General features: G+C 49.1%; 22 protein-coding genes. 18 read left to right on the top strand and 4 right to left on the bottom strand.

All coding sequences use genetic code 11. The annotated features are described in order from the left end of the window. Positions 1 to 91: 91 nt before the first annotated feature. Both OTK50_RS07160 and OTK50_RS07155 read right to left on the bottom strand, forming a co-directional pair. The gene (locus OTK50_RS07160) at positions 92 to 229 is read right to left on the bottom strand and encodes a hypothetical protein (RefSeq protein WP_014470646.1); all 138 of its coding nucleotides are present in this window, start codon (positions 227 to 229) and stop codon (positions 92 to 94) included. A 296-nt stretch (positions 230 to 525) separates the two neighbouring features. Continuing rightward, positions 526 to 1,158, bottom strand: coding sequence for a helix-turn-helix domain-containing protein (locus OTK50_RS07155; RefSeq protein WP_014418348.1), 633 nt, complete (start codon positions 1,156 to 1,158; stop codon positions 526 to 528). Positions 1,159 to 1,304: 146 nt separating this feature from the next. Between OTK50_RS07155 and ytaF the strand changes: the two genes are divergently transcribed. From ytaF to prpB, 10 genes are all read left to right on the top strand, one after another. Further along, positions 1,305 to 1,928 (top strand): sporulation membrane protein YtaF, encoded by a 624-nt coding sequence (gene ytaF, locus OTK50_RS07150; protein ID WP_007408366.1) that lies wholly within the window; start codon positions 1,305 to 1,307, stop codon positions 1,926 to 1,928. A gap of 307 nt (positions 1,929 to 2,235) precedes the next feature. Then, positions 2,236 to 2,553, top strand: a complete 318-nt coding sequence (locus OTK50_RS07145; protein ID WP_014721488.1) for a hypothetical protein — start codon at positions 2,236 to 2,238, stop codon at positions 2,551 to 2,553. Between the two features lie 18 nt (positions 2,554 to 2,571). Continuing rightward, positions 2,572 to 3,198, top strand: a complete 627-nt coding sequence (locus tag OTK50_RS07140; protein ID WP_007612483.1) for an N-acetylmuramoyl-L-alanine amidase family protein — start codon at positions 2,572 to 2,574, stop codon at positions 3,196 to 3,198. A gap of 87 nt (positions 3,199 to 3,285) precedes the next feature. Further along, positions 3,286 to 4,023 (top strand): glycerophosphodiester phosphodiesterase, encoded by a 738-nt coding sequence (locus OTK50_RS07135; protein WP_032874064.1) that lies wholly within the window; start codon positions 3,286 to 3,288, stop codon positions 4,021 to 4,023. A gap of 140 nt (positions 4,024 to 4,163) precedes the next feature. Next, entirely contained in the window at positions 4,164 to 5,345 is a 1,182-nt protein-coding gene (locus tag OTK50_RS07130; protein ID WP_224223664.1) for an acetyl-CoA C-acetyltransferase, read from the top strand. A gap of 19 nt (positions 5,346 to 5,364) precedes the next feature. Next, entirely contained in the window at positions 5,365 to 6,216 is an 852-nt protein-coding gene (locus OTK50_RS07125) for a 3-hydroxybutyryl-CoA dehydrogenase (RefSeq protein WP_038459139.1), read from the top strand. 29 nt (positions 6,217 to 6,245) lie between these two features. Then, positions 6,246 to 7,379, top strand: a complete 1,134-nt coding sequence (locus OTK50_RS07120) for an acyl-CoA dehydrogenase (protein ID WP_224223663.1) — start codon at positions 6,246 to 6,248, stop codon at positions 7,377 to 7,379. A gap of 23 nt (positions 7,380 to 7,402) precedes the next feature. Next, positions 7,403 to 8,500, top strand: coding sequence for a citrate synthase (mmgD, locus tag OTK50_RS07115; protein WP_224223662.1), 1,098 nt, complete (start codon positions 7,403 to 7,405; stop codon positions 8,498 to 8,500). 25 nt (positions 8,501 to 8,525) lie between these two features. After that, a complete protein-coding gene (locus OTK50_RS07110; protein ID WP_176212303.1) occupies positions 8,526 to 9,953 on the top strand; it encodes a bifunctional 2-methylcitrate dehydratase/aconitate hydratase in 1,428 nt (475 codons plus the stop codon). An 18-nt stretch (positions 9,954 to 9,971) separates the two neighbouring features. After that, on the top strand, positions 9,972 to 10,877 hold the full coding sequence (prpB, locus tag OTK50_RS07105) for a methylisocitrate lyase (protein ID WP_015417790.1): 906 nt from the start codon (positions 9,972 to 9,974) through the stop codon (positions 10,875 to 10,877). Between the two features lie 28 nt (positions 10,878 to 10,905). Here prpB and OTK50_RS07100 read toward each other — a convergent pair whose 3' ends face one another. Next, positions 10,906 to 11,148, bottom strand: a complete 243-nt coding sequence (locus OTK50_RS07100) for a DUF2627 domain-containing protein (protein ID WP_007408378.1) — start codon at positions 11,146 to 11,148, stop codon at positions 10,906 to 10,908. A gap of 153 nt (positions 11,149 to 11,301) precedes the next feature. On the opposite strand from OTK50_RS07100, the gene OTK50_RS07095 reads away from it, so the two are divergent. The 8 genes from OTK50_RS07095 (at position 11,302) to OTK50_RS07060 (ending at position 21,335) form a co-directional block, all read left to right on the top strand. Further along, entirely contained in the window at positions 11,302 to 13,371 is a 2,070-nt protein-coding gene (locus tag OTK50_RS07095) for a sigma-54 interaction domain-containing protein (RefSeq protein ID WP_224223661.1), read from the top strand. Between the two features lie 123 nt (positions 13,372 to 13,494). Beyond that, positions 13,495 to 14,388 carry a phosphate butyryltransferase gene (gene yqiS, locus OTK50_RS07090; protein WP_015417787.1) on the top strand — a complete coding sequence of 298 codons (894 nt, stop codon included), beginning with the start codon at positions 13,495 to 13,497 and terminating at the stop codon, positions 14,386 to 14,388. A gap of 13 nt (positions 14,389 to 14,401) precedes the next feature. Continuing rightward, positions 14,402 to 15,496, top strand: a complete 1,095-nt coding sequence (gene bcd / locus OTK50_RS07085; RefSeq protein WP_007612452.1) for a branched-chain amino acid dehydrogenase — start codon at positions 14,402 to 14,404, stop codon at positions 15,494 to 15,496. A gap of 17 nt (positions 15,497 to 15,513) precedes the next feature. Then, positions 15,514 to 16,629 carry a butyrate kinase gene (gene buk / locus OTK50_RS07080; protein ID WP_014721483.1) on the top strand — a complete coding sequence of 372 codons (1,116 nt, stop codon included), beginning with the start codon at positions 15,514 to 15,516 and terminating at the stop codon, positions 16,627 to 16,629. Continuing rightward, a complete protein-coding gene (lpdA, locus tag OTK50_RS07075) occupies positions 16,619 to 18,040 on the top strand; it encodes a dihydrolipoyl dehydrogenase (protein ID WP_224223660.1) in 1,422 nt (473 codons plus the stop codon). Before buk ends, lpdA begins: the two co-directional genes overlap by 11 nt. Positions 18,041 to 18,062: 22 nt before the next feature. Then, positions 18,063 to 19,055: a thiamine pyrophosphate-dependent dehydrogenase E1 component subunit alpha gene (locus OTK50_RS07070; protein WP_032874085.1), complete on the top strand. Its 993-nt coding sequence runs from the start codon at positions 18,063 to 18,065 to the stop codon at positions 19,053 to 19,055. A gap of 12 nt (positions 19,056 to 19,067) precedes the next feature. Then, a complete protein-coding gene (gene bfmBAB, locus OTK50_RS07065; RefSeq protein WP_032874088.1) occupies positions 19,068 to 20,051 on the top strand; it encodes a 3-methyl-2-oxobutanoate dehydrogenase subunit beta in 984 nt (327 codons plus the stop codon). A 21-nt stretch (positions 20,052 to 20,072) separates the two neighbouring features. Then, complete coding sequence (locus tag OTK50_RS07060; protein WP_101669849.1) at positions 20,073 to 21,335, top strand: dihydrolipoamide acetyltransferase family protein; 1,263 nt, start codon at positions 20,073 to 20,075, stop codon at positions 21,333 to 21,335. Positions 21,336 to 21,379: 44 nt separating this feature from the next. Here OTK50_RS07060 and OTK50_RS07055 read toward each other — a convergent pair whose 3' ends face one another. Beyond that, complete coding sequence (locus OTK50_RS07055; RefSeq protein WP_038459118.1) at positions 21,380 to 22,276, bottom strand: YegS/Rv2252/BmrU family lipid kinase; 897 nt, start codon at positions 22,274 to 22,276, stop codon at positions 21,380 to 21,382. Between the last annotated feature and the right edge of the window lie 57 nt (positions 22,277 to 22,333).

Here is a 22,333-nt window from a genome sequence, read left to right as displayed (position 1 = left end):
TTTCGCCTTCTTCCTTAGGAGTTTAACTCGTCCGTATTCTAGCTTATGTTTTAATTGTGTGCAATTATTTTGCTTGTTCTTCTTCCAGAGATTATGACCGGCTGAACCATTTAAACGAATGAAACGGTTTTCTCCGTTCCTTTTCAGGATCTTTATATCCTCCTGAAATTTGATGGCCGATCGAGCTGAATATGACAGCGGCGGCGAAGAGGAGAATGATTTTTTTCATATGCATATCTTCTTTCTTATCTTTCACAAGGTTATTTATAAGCATACGCTTGTGCGAAAAAACCGTCAATTTGTTTTTATTTATTCTTTTTTCCACTTTCCTGCGGCGAATATCGTTCCGATCTGAATCACAACACTTAACAGAGCGCACACTGCCACAACTGTGTTGCTGTCCATAGAAGACACCCTCCTTTTTGTTAGGTTGATGTATCATATGACAGCTGTCTCTGTTTTGACAAAACCGTAATGCGGTGTTTCATATTTTTCAACACAAAAAGGGCGCTTTTTTAAGCGCCTTTACTTTTTTTTCAGCCGGTTCAAAGCGATTTGAACGGCGATGGCGTCATCCAGGTAGCCGATCGGAAACATGTAATCCGGAATGACGTCGGTCGCTAAAATATAATACAGCAGCGCGCTCCCGAGAATCGCGCGGTCTTCAGCCGGTGTTGATTCATCCATATACTGATGATGCATGTTTTTCAAATGATCAATAAAAGGGCCGACGCTTTCTTCATTGTCCATTTTCTTTTGAAACTCATCGCAAATCAGGCGATGGCCCTGCTGGGTTTTGGCATATTGTTCATATCTGGTCAGTTCGCGCTCAATTTGCTCCCGGGAAAAAGGCTGATCAAACATCTCGGCCATATTCAGCATATCCTGAATCGCGTGCATCGGGTCTTGCGGCGCAGCTTCTTTTTCATGGCCGATGTCTATGCCTGACGCCTCAAGCAATTCCTCCAGCGGAGTGCGGAGATGTTTTGAAAATTCCTGAAGATGCTTTAAATTGGCCTTCTGCTTGCCGTTTATAATCCGGGAGATGGTGGCCGTATCAATGTTTGTTAAGGCGCCGAGTTTTCTCATGGAGAGCGAGTGCTTATCAAGCAGTGATTTTAAAAGGGGCCCCAGTGTTTTATTTTTATTTTCTGTCAAGGGTGTCACCTCGTTTCCGCCGGAATGATGATCATTAATCAATAATTTTTGCAGAAAAGGTACCTTTTCTGTGCTGCTGAATAGGATAGTGTAGATTCAACGGCACAACATGTTGAAAAGACATCAAAGAATGGAGAGAAACGAACATGGCTTGGTTATTGATTTTAGGTTTGGCAGTGTCCTCGAGCATTGATAATTTAGGAGTGGGGATGTCATACGGCATCAGAAAAATCAAAATATCGCATGCGTCGAATATGATGATCGCTTTTATCTGTTTTGTATTCAGTTATATCGGAATTTATTTCGGCAAATGGATTTCAGCCGTTTTACCGGGCTTTCTTCCTGTATTGCTGGCGGCGTTTATTTTATCTGTCATCGGTATCCGCATCATTCTGCTGGCTGTGCCGAGAAAAACAGCGCGTGTTGGCGCGTCAGGAAAAAAAGGCCGTTTTGCCGGTCTGCTGCAAAATCCGGAGGCAGCGGATGCCGACGGTTCGGGAGAAATCGGTATATTGGAATCCATGGTTCTCGGGGTGGCCGTATCCGCAAATGCGCTGACCAACGGATTAAGCGCGGGTTTGATCGGGCTTTCTCCCGCTGCCATTTCCATTACTGCGGCGGTCGGAAGCTTTTTGACCATATGGATCGGCTGCTCGCTTGGAAAAAAAGCCGCGTCATTGCGCATCGGTTCTTTTCACGTCGGACAGTTCAGCACGGTGCTGAGCGGAGTGATTATTCTCATCATTGCCGCCAATACGCTGCTCTTTTAAGTTGTCCCGTTCATTTTATGAAAAGCTCAAAATAAATATGAATGTTTCTATTCGGGAGAGCGCATGATGCGGCTCTTTTTTTTGCCGATCTGATATTTTTTCAAAATGAACAGAAAGTCGTCCGTTTCCGTTAAATTCTGCATATTCGGCCTTCAGACAGAACCTTTTTCATAGACTGATCAGCTTGTTTTCTTTCTAAGTTCAGGTAAACAGCAGGTCAGATAGCCTTCATTCCAAATATGGAAAAGCGCTGGAGGAATGGAGGCTCCCTTTACAAATCGGCCATTCTGTTCAAAGATAAAGCCGAATGAGAAAACGTGAGGTGATCTGTGTGAAGTCTGTCATACTTCTGATCTTCACCGCATGGCTGCTATCAGGCTGCGAGTATACCGCGGAGGCTGATGCGGCGCCGTCATTTACACAGGAAGGAACATTTATAAAAGCGGCCGGAAACGATACGATCGCGGTCGAAATTGACGGAGAAAGGCAAGAGGTGAAGGTGCCGTTCGCTAAGCGGTTTGAATGTCAGTCCCTGCCTGAACATACGGCGGTGCAAATCACCTATAAAAAAGAGAGCAACGGACAATTACGGCTTGAGGAACTGAAAAAAGAAACAGATATGTGAAAACGGGGAGGAAAAAACGTGGGTTTACTGACAAAAAGCGCTGCTGCCTTCGGTGCCGCTCTGCTTCTGCTTGCGCCGTCTGCTTATGCAGCTGAACCTTTGCAAGGGAAAACCATTTATATCGATGCCGGACATGGCGGAGAAGACAGCGGGGCCGGCGGAAATGGACTGCTTGAGAAAAACATCAATTTAGCGGTGTCAAACAAGGTGATCGCCAAATTGGAGACAGAAGGCGCAAAACCTGTTGCTTCAAGGACTGACGATACTTTTTTACGTTTGGACGAGCGGGTGGCGAAAGCAAGCGCCAGCCAATCCGATTTATTCGTCAGCCTCCATACGAATTCAGCCGTCTCAACGGCATCGGGCACGGAAACGTATTTTAATTCGACATATGAAGGAGCAGACAGCGAAAGGCTTGCTTCCGACATCCAGCAGCAGCTTGTCACGTCTTTAGGGATGAGGGACAGAGGCGTAAAAGAAGCTCCTTTTTATGTCATTACATATTCAAAGATGCCGAGTGTGCTGGCTGAATTAGGTTTTATCACAAATCCTCAAGATGCGGACAAGCTGAAAAGCGATAACGGCCAAGAGCACGCCGCGGACGCCGTTGTAAACGGAATCGAAACCTATTACAGCGGACGGTAATTATAAAATATGTGTAAATAGCGCCCTCCTTATGTGCATAACGATTATAATAGAGAAAACCGATGACAAACACCTGAGGTGACACATATGACGAATATTTTTGCCCACCGGGGGGCGTCGGGCGACTGCCCTGAAAATACAATGCCCGCATTCAAAAAAGCGATTGAGGACGGGGCTGACGGAATTGAACTTGATGTACAGATGACAAAAGACGGCCGGATCGTGGTCATTCACGATGAAACCCTCGACCGCACGACGTCTTTGAAAGGATTTGTGAAAGATACGGCGTATGACAAAATCAGAACCGCCGATGCCGCCGGAAAATGGAAAGATTCTTTTAAAGGAGTCAGAATTCCGCTTTTGTCAGATGTGCTGCGTTTTGCGGAACGTGCTGATTTTCTGATAAACATTGAGCTGAAAAACAGTGTATTCCGTTACGAAGGAATGGAAGAAGAAGTGATTAAAAAAGTCAGATATTACGGACTGGAAAAGCGCGTTATTTTTTCTTCATTTAATCATGAGAGTCTCGCGGTTTGCCACGCCCTGGCGCCTGAAATTGAACGGGCGGTGCTGACAATGGATGTGCTGTACCGGCCTGAACGGTATCTTGCCGCCATTCCCGCTTCGGGTTATCATCCGAAGCTCGGTACGCCTGCGGTCAGCGCTGAAGTGATCAAACATCTTGCAAAACACCAAGCGGCGCTCCGTCCGTTCACCGTCAATCGTCCTGAGGATATGAAGCAGCTGATGAAAGCGGGAGCAGACGCAATTTTTACCGATTATCCAAAGCTGGCTGTTTCTATAAAAGAAGAATGCCGCAGCTGAGAAGACTGTTCAGACAGTCTTCTTTTTTTTATGGGCGGGAAAAGGCGGTGCACTCATAACTCGGTCAGCCGGTTCATATATTGTAACAGGGCGTTTTGTGTAAGCGTTATCTTTTATCTTATTGAAAGTGAGGCAAAATTGTGGGAAAAACGGTTATCGTCAGTGCGGCAAGAACGCCGTTCGGAAAATTTGGCGGCGCATTAAAAGAGGTAAAGGCAGCCGAGCTTGGCGGCATTGCCATAAAAGAAGCAATCAAGCGCGCCGCTATCAGTGAAAGCGAAGCGGAAGGAGCGGTGATGGGAATGGTCGTCCAGGCGGGTGCCGGGCAGATTCCGGCACGGCAGGCTGCAAGATATGCCGGGCTTCCGTGGTCCGTTCCGGCTGAAACCATTAATAAGGTCTGTGCATCAGGGCTCAGGGCCGTTACCATCTGTGATCAAATGATCCGGGCGAAAGATGCGAACGTGCTGATTGCAGGCGGAATGGAAAGCATGAGCAACATTCCGTACGCCATTCCGGCCGGCCGCTGGGGTGTGAGGATGGGGGACGGGGTGTTTCAGGATTTAATGGTTCATGACGGGCTGACCTGTGCGTTCGACCAGGTGCATATGGCTGTCCACGGAAGCACTGCGGCCAAAAAGTACGGCATTTCCCGGGATGAACAGGATCATTACGCTCTTTTGAGCCAGAAACGTGCGGCAGAGGCGGCTGAAGCGGGCAACTTGCGTGAAGAAATTGTCCCCGTCACCTGGACCGGCAAAAAAGGCAAACAGCATACTGTTGAAGCGGATGAGGGGCTGCGTCCTGATACGAGCCTTAAGCAGCTTGCAGCGCTCAAGCCAATTTTTACAGCCGACGGAACGGTTACAGCCGGAAACGCTCCCGGTGTAAATGACGGGGCCGGAGCATTTGTGCTGATGTCAGAGGAAAAAGCCGCAAAGCAGCATGTCAGGCCGCTCGCAGCGATACTTGGCTTTGCGTCAGTCGGACTGGAAGCGTCCGAGCTGGCAAGCGCGCCGGGAGAGGCCATCAGCCGGCTCTTGACAAAAACCGGACTGTCCGTTGACGATATTGATTTGTTTGAAGTAAATGAAGCATTTGCGTCCGTCGTGCTGGTGAGTGAAAAAATAGCCGGGTTCAGCCGGGAAAAAGTGAATGTAAACGGAGGGGCAATCGCGTTCGGCCACCCGATCGGCGCAAGCGGAGCGAGAATCATCATGAGTTTAATATACGAATTAAAGCGTCGCGGAGGGGGTTTAGGCGTAGCTGCTATATGCAGCGGAGCGGCTCAAGGAGATGCCGTCCTGCTTGAGGTGTACTGATCAAAGGAGGGAGCGCCGGATGAAGATGAAAACAATCATGGTCGCAGGTGCGGGTCAGATGGGAGCAGGCATCGCGCAGACGGCTGCAGAAGCCGGGTTTGCCGTCAAGTTATACGATTGGGAGCCGGAAACGGTAACAAAAGGTCTTCATCGCATAAAGACAAACCTGGAGAAAGAGCAGGCAAAAGGACGGAAGTCACAGCAGGAGACAGATGCCGTTTTCAGCCGTATTTCCCCGGCAGAACTCACAGAAGCGGAAGATGCTGATTTTATAATTGAAGCCATTGCCGAAAACAAAAAAGCAAAAGCAGAATTGTTTGACACACTAGATAAAATCTGTCCCCCTCATGCCGTATTGGCAAGCAATACGTCTTCTCTTCCCATTACGGAGCTTGCCGCGGCCACAAAAAGGCCTGAAAAAGTAATCGGCATGCATTTTATGAATCCGGTTCCTGTCATGGAGCTTGTCGAAGTCATCAGAGGACTCGCCACATCGGAAGAAACGGCGGAAACAGTAAAGAAGCTTGCCGTCCGGATGAATAAAACCCCTGTCGAAGTCAATGACTTCCCGGGCTTTATATCTAATCGCATATTAATGCCGATGATTAACGAAGCCGTTTATTGCCTTTACGAAGGAGCAGCTTCAAAGGAAGCGATTGATGCGGTGATGAAGCTCGGCATGCGGCACCCGATGGGTCCTTTAACATTAGCTGACTTCATCGGGCTGGATACGTGCCTTTCCATTATGGAGGTTCTCTATGCGGGGCTCGGAGATCCGAAATACCGCCCATGCCCTCTGCTCAGAAAATATGTCAGCGCCGGCTGGCTCGGCAAAAAAAGCGGGCGCGGTTTTTATGAGTACGGCAGATGACGTAAAGATCATGAGGGGAGACGGCAGCTATGCATTTTACAGAAGAGCACATCATGATGAGAAAAATGGTGCGTGATTTTGCCCGCAAGGAAATCGCGCCGGTGGTTGAGCTCATGGAATCAACAGATGAATTTCCGGAGCGGCTGATTAAAAAAATGGGCGAAGCGGGATTGATGGGCATTCCTGTCCCGGAAACTTACGGCGGGGCGGGTGCTGATACAACATCTTACATTTTAGCGATTCATGAAATATCAAAAGTCAGCGCGGCCGTCGGCGTCATTTTGTCCGTCCACACATCAGTAGGGACAATCCCGATTTTGCATTTCGGGACAGAAGCCCAAAAACAAGCGTATATTCCGAAGCTGGCAGCGGCCGAATATATTGGGGCATTTGCGCTTACTGAGCCTCAATCCGGATCTGATGCGGGAAGCCTGAAAACAACGGCCGTGCGAAAAGGCGGTTCATATATTCTGAACGGTTCAAAAATCTTTATTACAAACGGCGGAGCGGCAGATCTGTATCTGACATTCGCCATAACCGATCCGGGTAAGGGGAGAAAGGGAATTTCAGCGTTTATCGTTGAGAAAAACACACCCGGTTTTTCTATCGGAAAAAAAGAAAAAAAGCTCGGATTGTTAGGTTCCAATACTGTCGAATTGCAGTTTGACCAAGCGGAAATTCCGATTGAAAACCGGCTCGGCGAAGAGGGCGAGGGCTTTTCAATCGCCATGAAAAACCTTGACGTCGGACGGATCGGTATAGCGGCTCAGGCGCTCGGGATTATCGAAGCGGCGCTCGGCTGCTCGGTGGAGTACGCCAAAACCCGCAGCCAGTTCGGCAGACCCATCGCTTCGAATCAGGCCGTTTCATTTAAATTATCTGACATGGCGACGAATGCGGAAGCTGCCAAATTATTGGTCTATCATGCTGCTGATCTGTATCAGCGAGGGCTTCCGTGCGGAAAAGAAGCATCTATGGCGAAGCAATTCGCGTCCGATGCGGCGATGAAAGCGGCGGTGGAGGCTGTGCAGATTCACGGCGGTTACGGCTATATGAAAGAGTATCCCGCGGAGCGTTTATTTCGGGATGCGAAAGTTACGCAAATTTATGAAGGAACCAATGAGATTCAAAGGCTGATTATTTCTAAGTATCTTCTTCAATAAAAAGTGCGCAAAGGAGCGAAACCATGGAATCTTATTCTCCCGGTTTAGATGGCGTCATTGCGGTGGAAACGGGGATTTCTTTCCTGGATACACAGCAGGGCAGTATTTTAATCAAAGGCCACGATCTGATTGAGCTTTCTAAAACGGCCGGCTATATGGACATTGTTCATCTCTTATTGGAAGACAGACTTCCTGATGCGAAAGAGAAGGCAACGCTTGAAGAAGACGTTCGGCGCGGCGGACACCTTCCCGAGGAAATCTTGCACATATGCCGTCTGCTGCCCGAACATACTCACCCGATGGACGGACTGAGGACGGGTTTGTCCGCGCTTGGAGGCTTTGACAAGGACATCGATGACCGTTCATCTTCCGTAAATCAGCACCGTGTACGCGGACTGATAGGCAAAATGCCGAATCTGACGGTCAACAGCTATCGAGTCATCAACGGGCTGGAGCCTTTGGCGCCGGTCGGAACCTTATCATACAGCGCAAACTTTTTATATATGATTACCGGAAAAACGCCGTCATCTTTGGAAGAAGAAATCTTCGACCGGTCGCTTCTTTTATACAGTGAGCATGAATTGCCGAACTCAACGTTTACGGCCCGTGTCATCGCTTCGACGCAATCGGATATTTACGGCGCTCTGACCGGAGCCGTCGCCTCGCTTAAGGGAAATCTTCACGGCGGCGCGAACGAAGCGGTTATGTACATGCTTGAGGAAGCGAAGGATACAGACGGGTTTACACAATTATTAACTCAAAAACTCGCAAACAAAGAAAAAATCATGGGTTTCGGCCACCGTGTCTACATGAAAAAAATGGACCCGAGGGCGCTCATGATGAAAGAAGCGTTAAAAAAGCTGTCTGATCTTTCAGGTGATTTCCGTCTTTATAATATGTGTGAAGCCGGCGAAACCGTCATGAGGGAGAAAAAAGGCCTTTATCCGAATTTAGATTACTACGCAGCGCCGGTCTATTACATGCTCGGCATCCCAATACCGCTGTACACGCCTATATTCTTCAGCGCACGCACGGTCGGCCTGTGTGCCCACGTCATTGAACAGCACAGCCGAAACCGGCTTTTCCGCCCGCGTGTCCGCTATACCGGAGCGCGCCTGTAAACAGATGAGAAAGGAAGATGAAAACATGACAGAACCCCGCCGAATGGACGCTGTAATCGAAGAGATTTCTGACTACGTGCTCCATCAGGAGATTGACAGTTCAGAAGCTTTCGCTACGGCAGGACATGTGCTTCTTGATACGATAGGCTGCGGAATTTTGGCGCTCAGCTATCCCGAATGTACAAAGCTGCTCGGCCCGATTGTCCCGGGAACCTCCGTGCCCAACGGCAGCAGAGTCCCGGGCACGCCTTTTGTTTTAGACCCGGTCACGGCTGCTTTTAATATCGGCTGTATCAACAGGTGGCTCGATTATAATGATACGTGGCTTGCGGCGGAATGGGGTCATCCGTCTGATAATCTCGGGGGCATATTGGCTTGTGCGGATTATATATCCAGAGTGCGGATTTCAGAAGGGAAAGAACCGCTTACCGTGCGCGATGTGCTTTGCGCAATGATCAAAGCGCACGAAATTCAAGGGATTCTCGCTTTGGAAAACAGCTTAAACAGAGTGGGGCTTGACCATGTGCTGTTTGTGAAAGTGGCGACTGCGGCTGTTTGCGCGCAAATGCTGGGCGGCTCAAAAGAGGAAATCAATAACGCCGTATCTCATGCCTGGATTGATAATTCAAGCCTCAGAACGTACCGTCATGCGCCGAATACCGGATCACGCAAATCATGGGCGGCCGGAGACGCGACGAGCAGAGGGGTATATTTGGCCCTTATGGCGCACAAAGGTGAAATGGGGTACCCGACGGCTCTGACCGCATCTGGGTGGGGATTTCAAGACGTATTGTTTAACCGGCAGGAAATAAAGCTTGCCCGCCCGCTTGGGTCTTATGTGATGGAGAATGTTCTGTTTAAAGTATCCTACCCGGCTGAATTCCATGCCCAGACAGCGGCGGAATGCGCGGTCCGGCTTCATCCGGAGGTGAAAGACCGCATCGAAGACATTGATAGGATCACGATTATGACGCATGAGTCGGCAATCCGGATTATCGATAAAAAAGGGCCGCTTCACAATCCGGCTGACCGGGATCACTGCCTCCAGTACATTACGGCAATCGGGCTGCTTTTCGGAGATATCACGGCGGATCATTATGAAGAGGAAACGGCGTCTGACCCGCGAATTGATACATTGCGGAGCAAAATGGAGGTGACGGAACACAAAGCGTACTCAAAAGATTACTTAGACCCGAATAAGCGATCCATATCAAATGCCGTACAGGTGCATTTTACAGACGGCACGGCTACGGGACGGATTGAATGTGAATACCCGCTCGGGCACCGGTTCCGCAGAAAAGAAGCCGTTCCGAAGATTCTTGCCAAGTTTTCAGCAAACATCAGCACTCATTTTTCATTGAAGCAGCAGCGTAAAATCGAAGAGGCCTGCGAACATAGCGGCCGAATGCAGAAGCTCAGCGTCAGTGAATTTATGGACTTATTTCTCGTATAAAATAGGAGGGTGACAAACATGACGTGGATCGTCAGCAAGCAGTCGTCTCAAGAGGAGCTTGCAGAGCGGTTCCGTACGCTGATGGCAGCGCCGGATCTATTGCAGATCCCCGGCGCTCACGATGCGATGGCCGCTCTTATCGCCAAAAAAACGGGGTTTTCGGCTCTTTATTTATCAGGCGCGGCTTACACGGCGAGCAGAGGGCTGCCCGATTTAGGGATCATCACGTCGGCGGAAATGGCTGAACGGGTTAAAGATCTGGTCCGCTCGTCTGATCTGCCCGTCCTTGTCGATATTGACACGGGTTTCGGAGGAGTGCTGAATGCCGCCCGGACGGCGAAAGAAATGTATGAAGCGCGCGCGGCCGCCGTCCAGATGGAGGATCAGCGCCTGCCGAAAAAATGCGGACATCTGAATGGGAAGCAGCTCGTGCCGATTGAAGAAATGGCGCAAAAAATCCAAGCGGTCAAGCGGGCCGCGCCGACTCTTCTTGTTGTTGCGAGAACAGACGCCAGACAGCAGGAAGGACTGGAGGGGGCATTAAAAAGGGCGTCCGCTTATATAAAAGCGGGTGCTGACGCTGTTTTTCCGGAAGCGCTCCAATCCGAAAGTGAATTCAGAGCGTTTTCCAAACAAATCAGTGTGCCGATTCTCGCAAACATGACTGAATTCGGAAAAACGCCGTATTACAGTGCTGATGAATTTTCCGATATGGGCTGTCAGATGGTCATTTACCCGGTCACGTCACTCAGAACGGCGGCCAAGGCTTTTGAGCGTATTTTCCGCCTTCTGAAAGAAGAAGGCTCGCAAAAAGAGGGGCTTTCGGATATGCAGACGAGAAAAGAATTATATGAAACGATCGCTTACGATGACTATGAAGAACTGGATCAATCCATTGCCAAAACAATACTGCCGGACGACTGAAAAAGCCCTTTTTTTGCAAGGGCTTTTTTTACAGCTTTTTTTTCCTGAACCGCGGGCTGACTTGATTGCGTTTCCGATCTCTGTACAGAATAAACCCGGCCAGAACATAAAGGCCGAACAAAAAAAACGCCAATCCGGCCGCCCCCTGAAGAAAAAGGGACGGAAACGGGGAAAACGCATGCCCAAACAATGCATCTCTCATCAGCTTAATGCCGAGCGCCGCGACAGCGCCGGGGAGGACCAGAATCAAAAGCGCAACAAGCCGGCTCATATTCAGAAAACCCCTTTACGATATGTTTTCCTTTATTGTCCAATCGAAAAAATATTTTGTCAAGAGATCAAAACGTGGTAACATAGGGGTTGTGCAAATTATTGCAACGGGAAATACAGGTGTGCAAATTTTTTCATATAAAGGGGTATCGGGATGCAGAAGGTGCTGATTATAGGTGCTGGTAAAGGAGGCACGGCGCTCCTACAGATTTTGATGAAAACAAAGCTGATCCGGATTATTGCGGTGGTTGATCAAGATCCGGAGGCGCAAGGGCTGCAAGAAGCCCGGAAATATGGAATTGCAACCTCATCAGATTGGAAACCCTACATAACTGAAGATATAGATATTATCATCCATACAACAGGCGATAAAGCGGTCATGGATGAGCTGCTCCATGAAAAAAAAGAACAAACCATCGTCATGCCGGGAAAATTGGCGTACATGGTGTTTCAGCTGATGGAGGAAAAACAGCAGCTTATCCAAATGCTGAAGTCGCAGACGTATAAGCATGACCGGATTTTTAATTCAACGCACGACGGCATGATTTTTATAGACGTCAACGAAACGATCATTTTATTTAATCAGATGGCAGAAAAAATGGTCGGCCAAAAACGGGAGGATGTCATCGGCCGCCAAATTAAAGATGTAGTGCCGAACACAAAGCTGCCGCGGATTCTGGAAACGAGAGAGCCGGAATATAACCAGAAGCAGCTTCTCGGAAAGCACCTGCAGATTGTCACGACAAGACTGCCGATCATTGATGAAGGCGGAAAACTTCTCGGCGCGTTATGCGTGTTTAAAGACATCACCGACGCAGTTGAACTGGCGGAAGAGGTCACGAACTTAAAACAAATCCGCACCATGCTTGAAGCGATTATACAATCATCAGACGAGGCCATTTCTGTCGTTGATGAAAACGGCATCGGAATGTTAATCAACAAAGCGTATACAAAAATGACCGGGCTGTCAGAAAGCGAAGTCATCGGAAAACCCGCTTCCACCGATATCTCAGAAGGGGAAAGCATGCACCTGAAAGTATTGGGGACAAGGCGGCCCGTGCGGGGTGTGAGAATGAAGGTCGGCCCCAATAAAAAGGATGTTATCGTAAATGTTGCCCCCGTTATTGTGGACGGTATTTTAAAAGGCAGCGTCGGCGTCATTCACGATGTGTCAGAAATTAAAACGCTGACTGCTGAGCTGAATCGGGCGCGCCAGATCATCCGCACGCTTGAAGCGAAATACACGTTTGACGACATTATCGGCAAGAGTGAACAAATGCTCGTCGCCCTTGAACAGGCGAAGCTCGGGGCGAAAACGCCGGCGACGATTCTGCTGCGGGGAGAATCCGGCACAGGAAAAGAACTTTTCGCCCACGCCATCCATAATGAAAGCGACCGAAAATACAATAAGTTCATTCGGGTCAATTGTGCGGCCCTGTCTGAATCCCTGCTAGAATCCGAGCTTTTCGGCTATGAGGAAGGCGCGTTTACGGGCGCGAGGCGCGGGGGCAAAAAAGGACTTTTTGAGGAAGCGAATAACGGCAGCATTTTCTTAGATGAAATCGGAGAGCTGACCCAAAGCACCCAGGCAAAGCTGCTCAGAGTTCTGCAAGAAAAAGAAATTATCAGAGTCGGCGGCGCTAAAGCGATTTCTGTCAATGTCAGAATTATCGCAGCGACAAACGTCAATATCGAAAAGGCCATGGCGGAAGGCGCGTTCCGTGAAGATCTGTATTACCGGATTAACCGCTATCCGATCTCAATCCCGCCGCTTCGGCAGCGCAAAGAAGATATTGAAGCGCTGAGCATTCGGCTCATTGAAAAAATCAATCAGGATTACGGCCGCAATGTAAAGGGGCTCACGCCGAACGCGCTGCGAGCTTTATCAGCCTACAGCTGGCCGGGAAACGTCCGGGAGCTTGAAAATGTTCTCGGACGGGCAATGATATTTTTAGAGCCGCACATGGAACGGATCGAACAGCAGCATCTGCCTGTTTTTGAATCAGAACTGAATGAAAAAAACGGCACCCAAAGTGATTTTCCGGATGTGGAAGGGGAAAAGCTGTCTCAGGCTGTTGAAAAATTTGAAGCGCATGTCATTCAAAAAACGCTTGAAAAGCATAAATTCAACCGAACCAAAACGGCAAAAGCGCTTGGTGTCAGCATTCGGAATCTGTACTACAAAATGGACAAGTACGGCCTTGCAAATGACGGCATGCAATAAATTGCAGAGAAAGCGCAAACAGCTGCATGTTTTCTTGGGAAAAAGCCGGAATAAACCCTCCCGCATATTTGGCACGGAACTTGCATTGTTAAAAGCGGATTCGCACAAGGAAGGTGGTACAAAATGAAGCTGAGAGACCTAGTTGAAAAAGCCGCGGCAAAAAACGCAAAAACCATTGCAGTGGCCCACGCAGCAGATAAAGAAGTGATCCAGGCCGTCAAAATGGCGGCAGAACACTTGTCGGCACGATTTTTACTGACGGGTGACAGCGGAAAGCTGAAAGAGCTCCTGGCAAATGAGCCGAAGTTCAATGCTGAAATCATCCACGCCGATTCACCCGAAGAATCTGCGGCAAAAGCAGTGCGCGCAGTGCGTGAACAAGAGGCGGACGTTTTAATGAAAGGGAATCTCCCGAGCTCAACTCTTCTGAAATCGGTTTTAAACCGCCATGAAGGGCTTCGTTCAAAAAGGGTGTTGTCACATGTAGCCGTTTTTGAGGTGCCGGACTATGACCGGCTGATGTATGTGACTGATTCAGCGCTGAACATTGCCCCGTCTCTTGAAGAGCTCGGGCATATTCTGCAAAATGCGGTTCACGTTGCACATTCAGTAGGGAACCCTATGCCGAAAGCCGCAGTCCTTGCCGCTATTGAAACGGTTAATCCGAAAATGGAGGCGACCCTGAACGCGGCTGCGATCGTCCAGATGTGCAACAGAGGACAGATTACCGGCTGCATTGCGGACGGACCGCTTGCTTTGGATAATGCCGTATCCCAAGCGGCTGCGCTGCAAAAAGGGATTTCCGGAAGCGTAGCGGGCCAGGCGGATATTCTCTTGGTTCCTTCAATCGAGGCCGGAAATATGCTTTATAAGTCAATGATTTATTTTGCGAAAGCAAATGTTGCTGCCGTCATCGCCGGTGCAAAAGCGCCGATCGCATTAACGAGCAGAGCGGATACCGCAGAAAATAAACTGTATTCAATTGCGCTTGCGATTTGCGCATCACAAGAACAGTAGGAGGAACGAACCTATGGAAATTTTTAAATATATGGAGACTTATGATTACGAACAATTGGTATTCTGCCAAGATGAACAATCCGGATTAAAAGCGATCATCGCGATTCATGATACGACGCTCGGCCCAGCACTCGGCGGAACAAGAATGTGGACATATGACAGTGAAGAAGCGGCGATTGAAGATGCACTAAGACTCGCAAAAGGCATGACTTATAAAAATGCGGCTGCCGGTTTAAACTTAGGCGGCGGGAAAACCGTTATTATCGGAGACCCGCGCAAAGATAAAAATGAAGAAATGTTCCGCGCGTTCGGGCGCTACATCCAAGGCTTAAACGGAAGGTATATTACGGCGGAAGACGTCGGCACAACCGTTGAAGATATGGACATCATTCATGATGAAACAGACTATGTAACCGGAATTTCTCCGGCATTCGGTTCATCAGGAAATCCGTCCCCGGTTACGGCATACGGCGTCTACAAAGGGATGAAAGCCGCAGCGAAAGCGGCGTTTGGCACTGATTCACTGGAAGGTAAAACAATTGCCGTGCAAGGCGTGGGAAATGTGGCTTACAATCTATGCCGCCACCTTCACGAAGAAGGCGCTTCTTTAATCGTAACGGATATCAATAAAGAATCTGTTAAACGTGCCGTTGAGGACTTCGGCGCCCGCGCAGTTGATCCCGACGACATTTACTCACAGGCGTGCGATATTTATGCCCCATGTGCTCTCGGCGCCGTCATTAACGATGACACGATTAAACAGCTGAAGGCGAAAGTCATTGCGGGAGCGGCCAATAACCAGCTGAAAGAAACACGTCACGGCGATACCATTCATGAAATGGGAATCGTATACGCTCCGGATTATGTCATCAATGCAGGCGGCGTCATCAATGTGGCCGATGAGCTTTACGGCTACAATGCTGAGCGGGCTTTGAAAAAGGTTGAAGGCATCTATGCAAACATTGAGCGGGTGCTCGATATTTCCGCGCGTGACGGCATTCCGACATACTTAGCGGCTGACCGTCTGGCTGAGGAACGAATTGAGCGCATGCGCCGTTCAAGAAGCCAGTTTCTGCAAAACGGCCAAAGTATATTAAGCAGACGATAGGAATTTGATCTGGAGGTATGAAAATGTTCGAAAAGGAAAAACGCATTCTCATTCTGAATCCAGGCTCAACATCAACGAAAATCGGTGTCTTTCACAATGAACGCTGTATCTTTGAAAAGACGCTGCGGCATCCCGAAGAAGAGCTGAAAACATTTAACAGCATTATCGACCAATACGAATTTCGAAAAATAAGCATTCTTGAGTCTTTGCACGAACAGGGCATCAACATTTCAAAGTTCGATGCCGTTTGTGCCAGGGGCGGCCTGCTCAGACCGATTGAGGGCGGCACATATGAAGTAAATGACGCCATGATCACTGATTTGAAAAACGGCTACAACGGCCAGCATGCTTCTAATCTGGGCGGAATTATTGCCAGGGAAATAGCTGACGGATTAAATATCCCCGCGTATATCGTCGATCCGGTCGTGGTGGATGAGATGACTCCGCTCGCTAAAGTATCAGGAATGCCTGAAATCAAGCGGAAAAGCATTTTCCATGCTTTGAATCAAAAAGCTGTTGCCCGTCAGGCGGCGGCGTCCCTCGGCAAACGGTATGAACAGATGAAGATGATCGTCACTCATATGGGCGGCGGCACCACAGTCGGTGTCCATGATTGCGGACGGGTGACGGATGTCAACAACGGGCTTCACGGAGAAGGACCCTTCAGCCCGGAGCGCGCGGGAACCGTTCCGGCGGGTGATTTGGTGGAAATGTGTTTTTCCGGCAAGTATTCAAAAGCCGATATGATGAAAAAACTTGTCGGCACGGGCGGACTCTCCGGCTACCTGGGAACAACGGACGCAGTGAAGGTGGAAAAACGCATTCAGGCCGGAGATGAAAACGCGCGTCTCATTTATGACGCAATGGCTTATCAAGTAGCAAAAGAAATCGGGGCGGCAAGCGCCGTTTTAAAAGGAAAAGTAGACATTATCGTCCTGACGGGCGGATTGGCGTACGGGAAAAGTTTCGTATCCGCCATCAGATCGTACATAGATTGGATTTCGGATGTACTGGTGTACCCGGGAGAAAATGAACTGCAATCTCTCGCGCAAGGCGCGCTTCGGGTTTTAGCCGGTGAGGAGCAGTCAAAGCAATATCAGATCGGCGAAGGAGTGAAAACAAATGGCGACTGAGTATGATGTGGTCATTCTGGGCGGCGGCACGGGCGGTTATGTAGCCGCCATCAGAGCGGCCCAGCTCGGCTTAAAAACGGCCGTTGTAGAAAAAGAAAAGCTCGGCGGAACATGCCTGCATAAAGGATGTATCCCGAGTAAGGCGCTGTTAAGAAGCGCGGAAGTGTACCGAACCGCAAAGGAAGCGGCAGCATTCGGCATTGAAACGGAAGGTGTCTCCCTCCGCTTTGACAGCGTGCAAAAACGAAAGCAGGGAATCGTTGACCGGCTGGCCGGCGGTGTCGCCCACTTGATGAAAAAGGGGAAGATTGATGTATTCAACGGGTACGGACGTATGCTCGGCCCTTCCATCTTCTCACCTCTTCCCGGTACGGTTTCCGTCGAATACGCAAATGGTGAAGAAAACGACATGCTGATACCGAAACAATTGATTATCGCAACCGGTTCAAGGCCGAAAATGCTGCCGGGTTTAGAAGCAGACGGTACATATATTCTGACATCAGATGAAGCGTTAGAGCTTGAACGTCTGCCCCAATCCATGATGATCGTCGGCGGCGGTGTCATCGGAATTGAATGGGCATCCATGCTGAACGATTTCGGCGTCAATATCACTGTGATTGAATATGCGGACCGCATTTTGCCGACGGAAGACCGTGATATTTCAAGCGAGATGGAAAAACTGTTAACGAAAAAAGGAATTAAGATCGTGACGGGTGCGAAAGTGCTTTCGGATACATTGGAAAAAGCGGACGGCGTTTCAATTGCCGCTGAAAAGAATGGAAAAAAAGAAACGTATCACGCGGAACAAATGCTTGTTTCCATCGGCCGCCAGCCGAACATTGAAGGGATCGGGCTTGAAAACACGGATATTGAAGCGGAAAACGGTTCTATCATCGTGAACGAAGCCGGGCAGACGAAGGAATCACACATTTATGCGATCGGTGATGTTGTCGGCGGGCTACAGCTTGCGCATGTGGCCTCCCGTGAGGGCATCATTGCCGTTGAGCATATGGCGGGTCTTAATCCGGCTCCGCTTGATGCCGCTCTTGTGCCGAAATGTATTTATTCAAATCCGGAAGCGGCGAGCGTCGGTCTGACAGAAGAGGAAGCTCTTCGAAAAGGGCATGACCTGAAGATCGGGAAGTTTCCGTTCATGGCGATCGGAAAGGCTCTTGTATACGGAGAAAGCGACGGCTTTGTCAAAATCGTCGCCGATCGGAATACAGATGATATTCTCGGTGTTCATATGATCGGCCCGCACGTCACCGATATGATCTCTGAAGCAGGGCTTGCCAAGGTGCTCGACGCGACGCCTTGGGAAATCGGCCAATCCATACATCCGCATCCGTCGCTGTCAGAAGCGATTGGAGAAGCTGCGCTAGCCGCAGACGGAAACGCGATTCATTTTTAAAAGGAAAGAAGGAGGGGTTTGAATGACTACAAACCGCCATCAAGCATTAGGGCTCTCTGACGAAGAAGCCGTTGAAATGTATAGAACCATGCTGTTAGCCAGAAAAATCGACGAAAGAATGTGGCTCTTAAACCGCTCGGGCAAAATTCCGTTCGTTGTTTCATGTCAAGGACAGGAAGCGGCACAAGTAGGCGCGGCCTATGCCTTAAACCGTGATACCGACTATGTGCTTCCGTACTATAGAGATATAGGGGTTGTGCTTGCATTCGGTATGACTGCAAAGGATTTGATGATGTCGGGTTTTGCGAAAGCAGCTGACCCGAACTCAGGCGGAAGGCAGATGCCGGGCCACTTCGGGCAAAAGGAAAACAGAATCGTAACGGGCTCATCCCCTGTTACGACGCAGGTTCCTCATGCAGTCGGAATCGCGCTTGCGGGACGCATGGATAAAAAGGATATCGTCTCTTTTGTTACCTTTGGAGAAGGATCTTCCAACCAGGGGGATTTTCACGAAGGGGCAAACTTTGCCGCCGTGTATAAACTGCCGGTCATTTTCATGTGTGAAAACAATAAGTATGCCATTTCTGTCCCGTATGACAAACAGGTGGCGTGCGAGAAAATATCCGACCGGGCGGCAGGCTACGGCATGCCGGGAGTCACTGTTGACGGAAACGACCTGCTGGAAGTTTACCGGGTCGTAAAAGAAGCGCGCGAACGGGCGTCTAAAGGCGAAGGCCCTACATTAATAGAAACGGTTTCCTACCGTTTGACGCCGCATTCCAGCGATGACGACGACAGCAGCTACAGAGAACGCGAAGAAGTAGAAGAAGCGAAGAAACAAGATCCGCTTCTTTTATACAAAGCATACTTGCAAGAAGCCGGGCTTCTGGGTGAAGAAGAAGAAAAGACCATGCTGGATGACATCATGGCTATCGTAAACGAAGCGACAGACGAAGCGGAGAAAGCGCCATACGCATCTCCTGAATCAACGCTTGATCACGTTTATGCGAAGTAGGGAGGAATACTTATGTCTGTAATGTCTTATATTGACAGTATTAATGCAGCAATGAAAGAAGAAATGGAAAGAGATCCGCGCGTGTTTGTTCTTGGGGAAGACGTCGGGAGAAAAGGCGGCGTGTTTAAAGCCACGGCGGGTCTCTATGAACAGTTCGGAGAAGAGCGGGTGATGGATACGCCGCTTGCTGAATCAGCGATTGCCGGTGTCGGGATCGGCGCCGCGATGTACGGCATGCGCCCGATTGCCGAGATGCAGTTTGCCGATTTCATTCTGCCTGCGGTCAACCAAATCATTTCAGAAGCGGCAAAAATACGCTACCGTTCAAACAATGATTGGAGCTGTCCGATGGTCATCAGAGCGCCTTACGGCGGCGGCGTGCACGGCGCGTTGTATCATTCCCAATCTGTGGAGGCCATTTTTGCCAACCAGCCGGGCCTTAAAATTGTCATGCCTTCAACTCCTTATGACGCAAAAGGGCTGTTGAAAGCTGCAGTCCGTGACGAAGATCCGGTGCTGTTTTTCGAACATAAGAGGGCGTACCGTCTGATTAAAGGCGAAGTCCCTGCGGATGATTACGTCCTTCCGATCGGAAAGGCGGATGTAAAACGCGAAGGCAGCGACATTACTGTTATTACGTACGGATTATGCGTCCATTTTGCTCTGCAGGCTGCCGAGCGTCTTGAAAAAGACGGAATTTCCGCGCACGTATTAGACTTGCGTACGGTTTATCCGTTAGATAAAGAAGCCATCATTGAAGCCGCGTCTAAAACGGGAAAAGTATTGCTGATCACAGAAGATACGAAAGAAGGCGGCATTATGAGCGAAGTCGCCGCCATTATTTCTGAAAACTGCTTATTTGATTTAGACGCGCCGATCAAGCGGCTTGCAGGTCCTGATGTTCCGGCAATGCCTTATGCGCCGGCAATGGAAAAATACTTCATGATGAATCCTGACAAAGCAGAAGCCGCGATGAGAGAATTAGCGGAGTTTTAAAGACGTAAGGAGGTTTTTGACATGGCGATTGAAAAAATGGCTATGCCTCAGCTCGGAGAGAGCGTGACGGAAGGGACGATCAGCAAGTGGCTGGTATCTCCCGGTGATCAAGTGAATAAATATGACCCCATCGCGGAGGTCATGACAGATAAAGTGAATGCGGAGGTGCCGTCTTCTTTTACCGGTACGATTACAGAACTTGTAGGAGAAGAAGGCCAGACTCTTGCAGTCGGCGAGATCATCTGCAAAATTGAAACAGAAGAAACGGAAACGGAAGAGGCGCCGAAGCGGGAAGAAGAGCAGAATACCCCTTCAGACACTGATGCAAACCGTCAAGGTAAAGACCAGTCAAATAAAGCGCGTTATTCGCCGGCCGTGCTCAGATTAGCGGGAGAACACGGCATTCAGCTTGAAGAAGTTGAAGGAACGGGTGCAGGCGGAAGAATTACGCGAAAAGACATTCAAAAAATCATTGATTCGGGAATGCAGCAGAAGTCGGAAGCACCGGCGCCGGCTGCCGTTCAAACAACGCAACAAGCGCCGAAACAACAGCAAAAACAAGCACCGGCACCAGCTCTGTCAGCCGGTGATATTGAAATTCCGGTTACAGGCGTCAGAAAAGCCATCGCCGCCAATATGCATAAAAGCAAAACAGAAATTCCGCATGCCTGGACGATGATGGAAGTCGACGTCACGAACATGACGGCGTACAGAAACAGCATTAAAGACTCATTTAAACAGAAAGAAGGCTTTAATTTAACATTTTTCGCTTTCTTTGTAAAAGCGGCGGCGCAGGCTCTCAAGGAGTTCCCGCAGATGAACAGCATGTGGGCGGGAGACAAAATCGTCCAAAAGAAAGACATCAACATCTCCATTGCCGTTGCCACGGAAGATTCGCTGTTTGTTCCGGTTATTAAGCATGCTGATGAAAAAACGATTAAAGGCATAGCCAGAGAAATAACGGATCTTGCGAAAAAAGTGAGAAACGGAAAACTTACTGCGGAAGATATGCAGGGCGGCACATTTACCGTCAATAACACGGGATCTTTCGGCTCAGTTCAATCTATGGGCATTATCAACCATCCGCAGGCGGCGATTCTTCAGGTAGAATCTATCGTCAAACGTCCGGTTGTCATGAATAACGGGATGATCGCCGTTCGTGATATGGTTAATCTTTGCCTGTCTTTAGATCACAGGGTGCTCGACGGGCTCGTGTGCGGCCGATTCCTAGGACGCGTCAAAGAGATCTTAGAAAACATTGATGAACATACTTCCGTCTATTAAAAAAACTCCTTTTGCCCGGGCGGCAAAAGGAGCTTTTTTTATTTTTATTGTGAATTCTCGGGAACAAGCATAGTGAGATGATGTTTTTTCACTTCGATCGTACAAGGTGTTGTTCCGTATACCTCGCCATCTGTATCCGCGTCCATTTCACGTCCGGTTTCGATTTCAATTCTGGAGGCCTGAATATAGGACAGCTCCCCTTTGAAATCATCAAATGAACCCTGCTCCATCGTCATCAGCTCCCGCAACGCGGCAAGGCTTGTGTTGCGGCAGATTAACACATCGGCTAAGCCGTCCCGGAGGCTGGCATCAGGCAGGGGAACTCTGTTTGTCCCGATATAATGCCCGTTCATGACAAGCACCATTACGGCTTCGTCTTCTTTCACCTCGCCGTCAATCGTCAATTTGACAGGAAACGGGTTCGCGCTTGTCATCGTCCGCAAGGCGCTCGTGAAGTAGCTGATTTTACCAAGCCATGCTTTTTCAGTTTCATTGATATGGCTTGATGCTTCGGTGATCAGTCCGATGCCCCAGAAGTTCAGAAAATAGCCGTCATCCGTTTTACAGACGTCAATCATCCGTTTATGTCCGGCCGCGAGCGCTTCAGCGGCCTTTTGAAGGTTTTGCGGGATGCCGAGCGCCCGGGAGAAATCGTTGCACGTTCCTCCCGGCAAAATGCCGACAGCGGGTCTGTGATCAAGCTTGCTGATGCTGTTGATGCATTGATGCACAGTGCCGTCTCCGCCTAAAATATATAAATGGTCAACTGAACTGTCGAGATTTTCACAATACTGACGGGCATCCTCCTGATGTTTGGTCGGTTTAATCAAAAGTTCATCAGCTGATTGGGCCAAAATGGGGACGACCGTGCCGAGCGTTTTATCAATCTGTTTTTGACCGGCGTTTCCGTTATAAATTAAAACTGCTTTCCGTTGGCTCATATGACTGCTCCTTTATTTCAGACAATCTCCTTACCAAGTTTCCCGTTTTTAAAGGGT

The sequence above is a fragment of the Bacillus sp. NEAU-CP5 genome, assembly GCF_026420705.1.
GTDB classification, from domain to species: domain Bacteria; phylum Bacillota; class Bacilli; order Bacillales; family Bacillaceae; genus Bacillus; species Bacillus velezensis.
The sequence above is the reverse complement of the archived record's forward strand: the minus strand, read 5'-3'. Positions and strand labels throughout refer to the sequence as shown.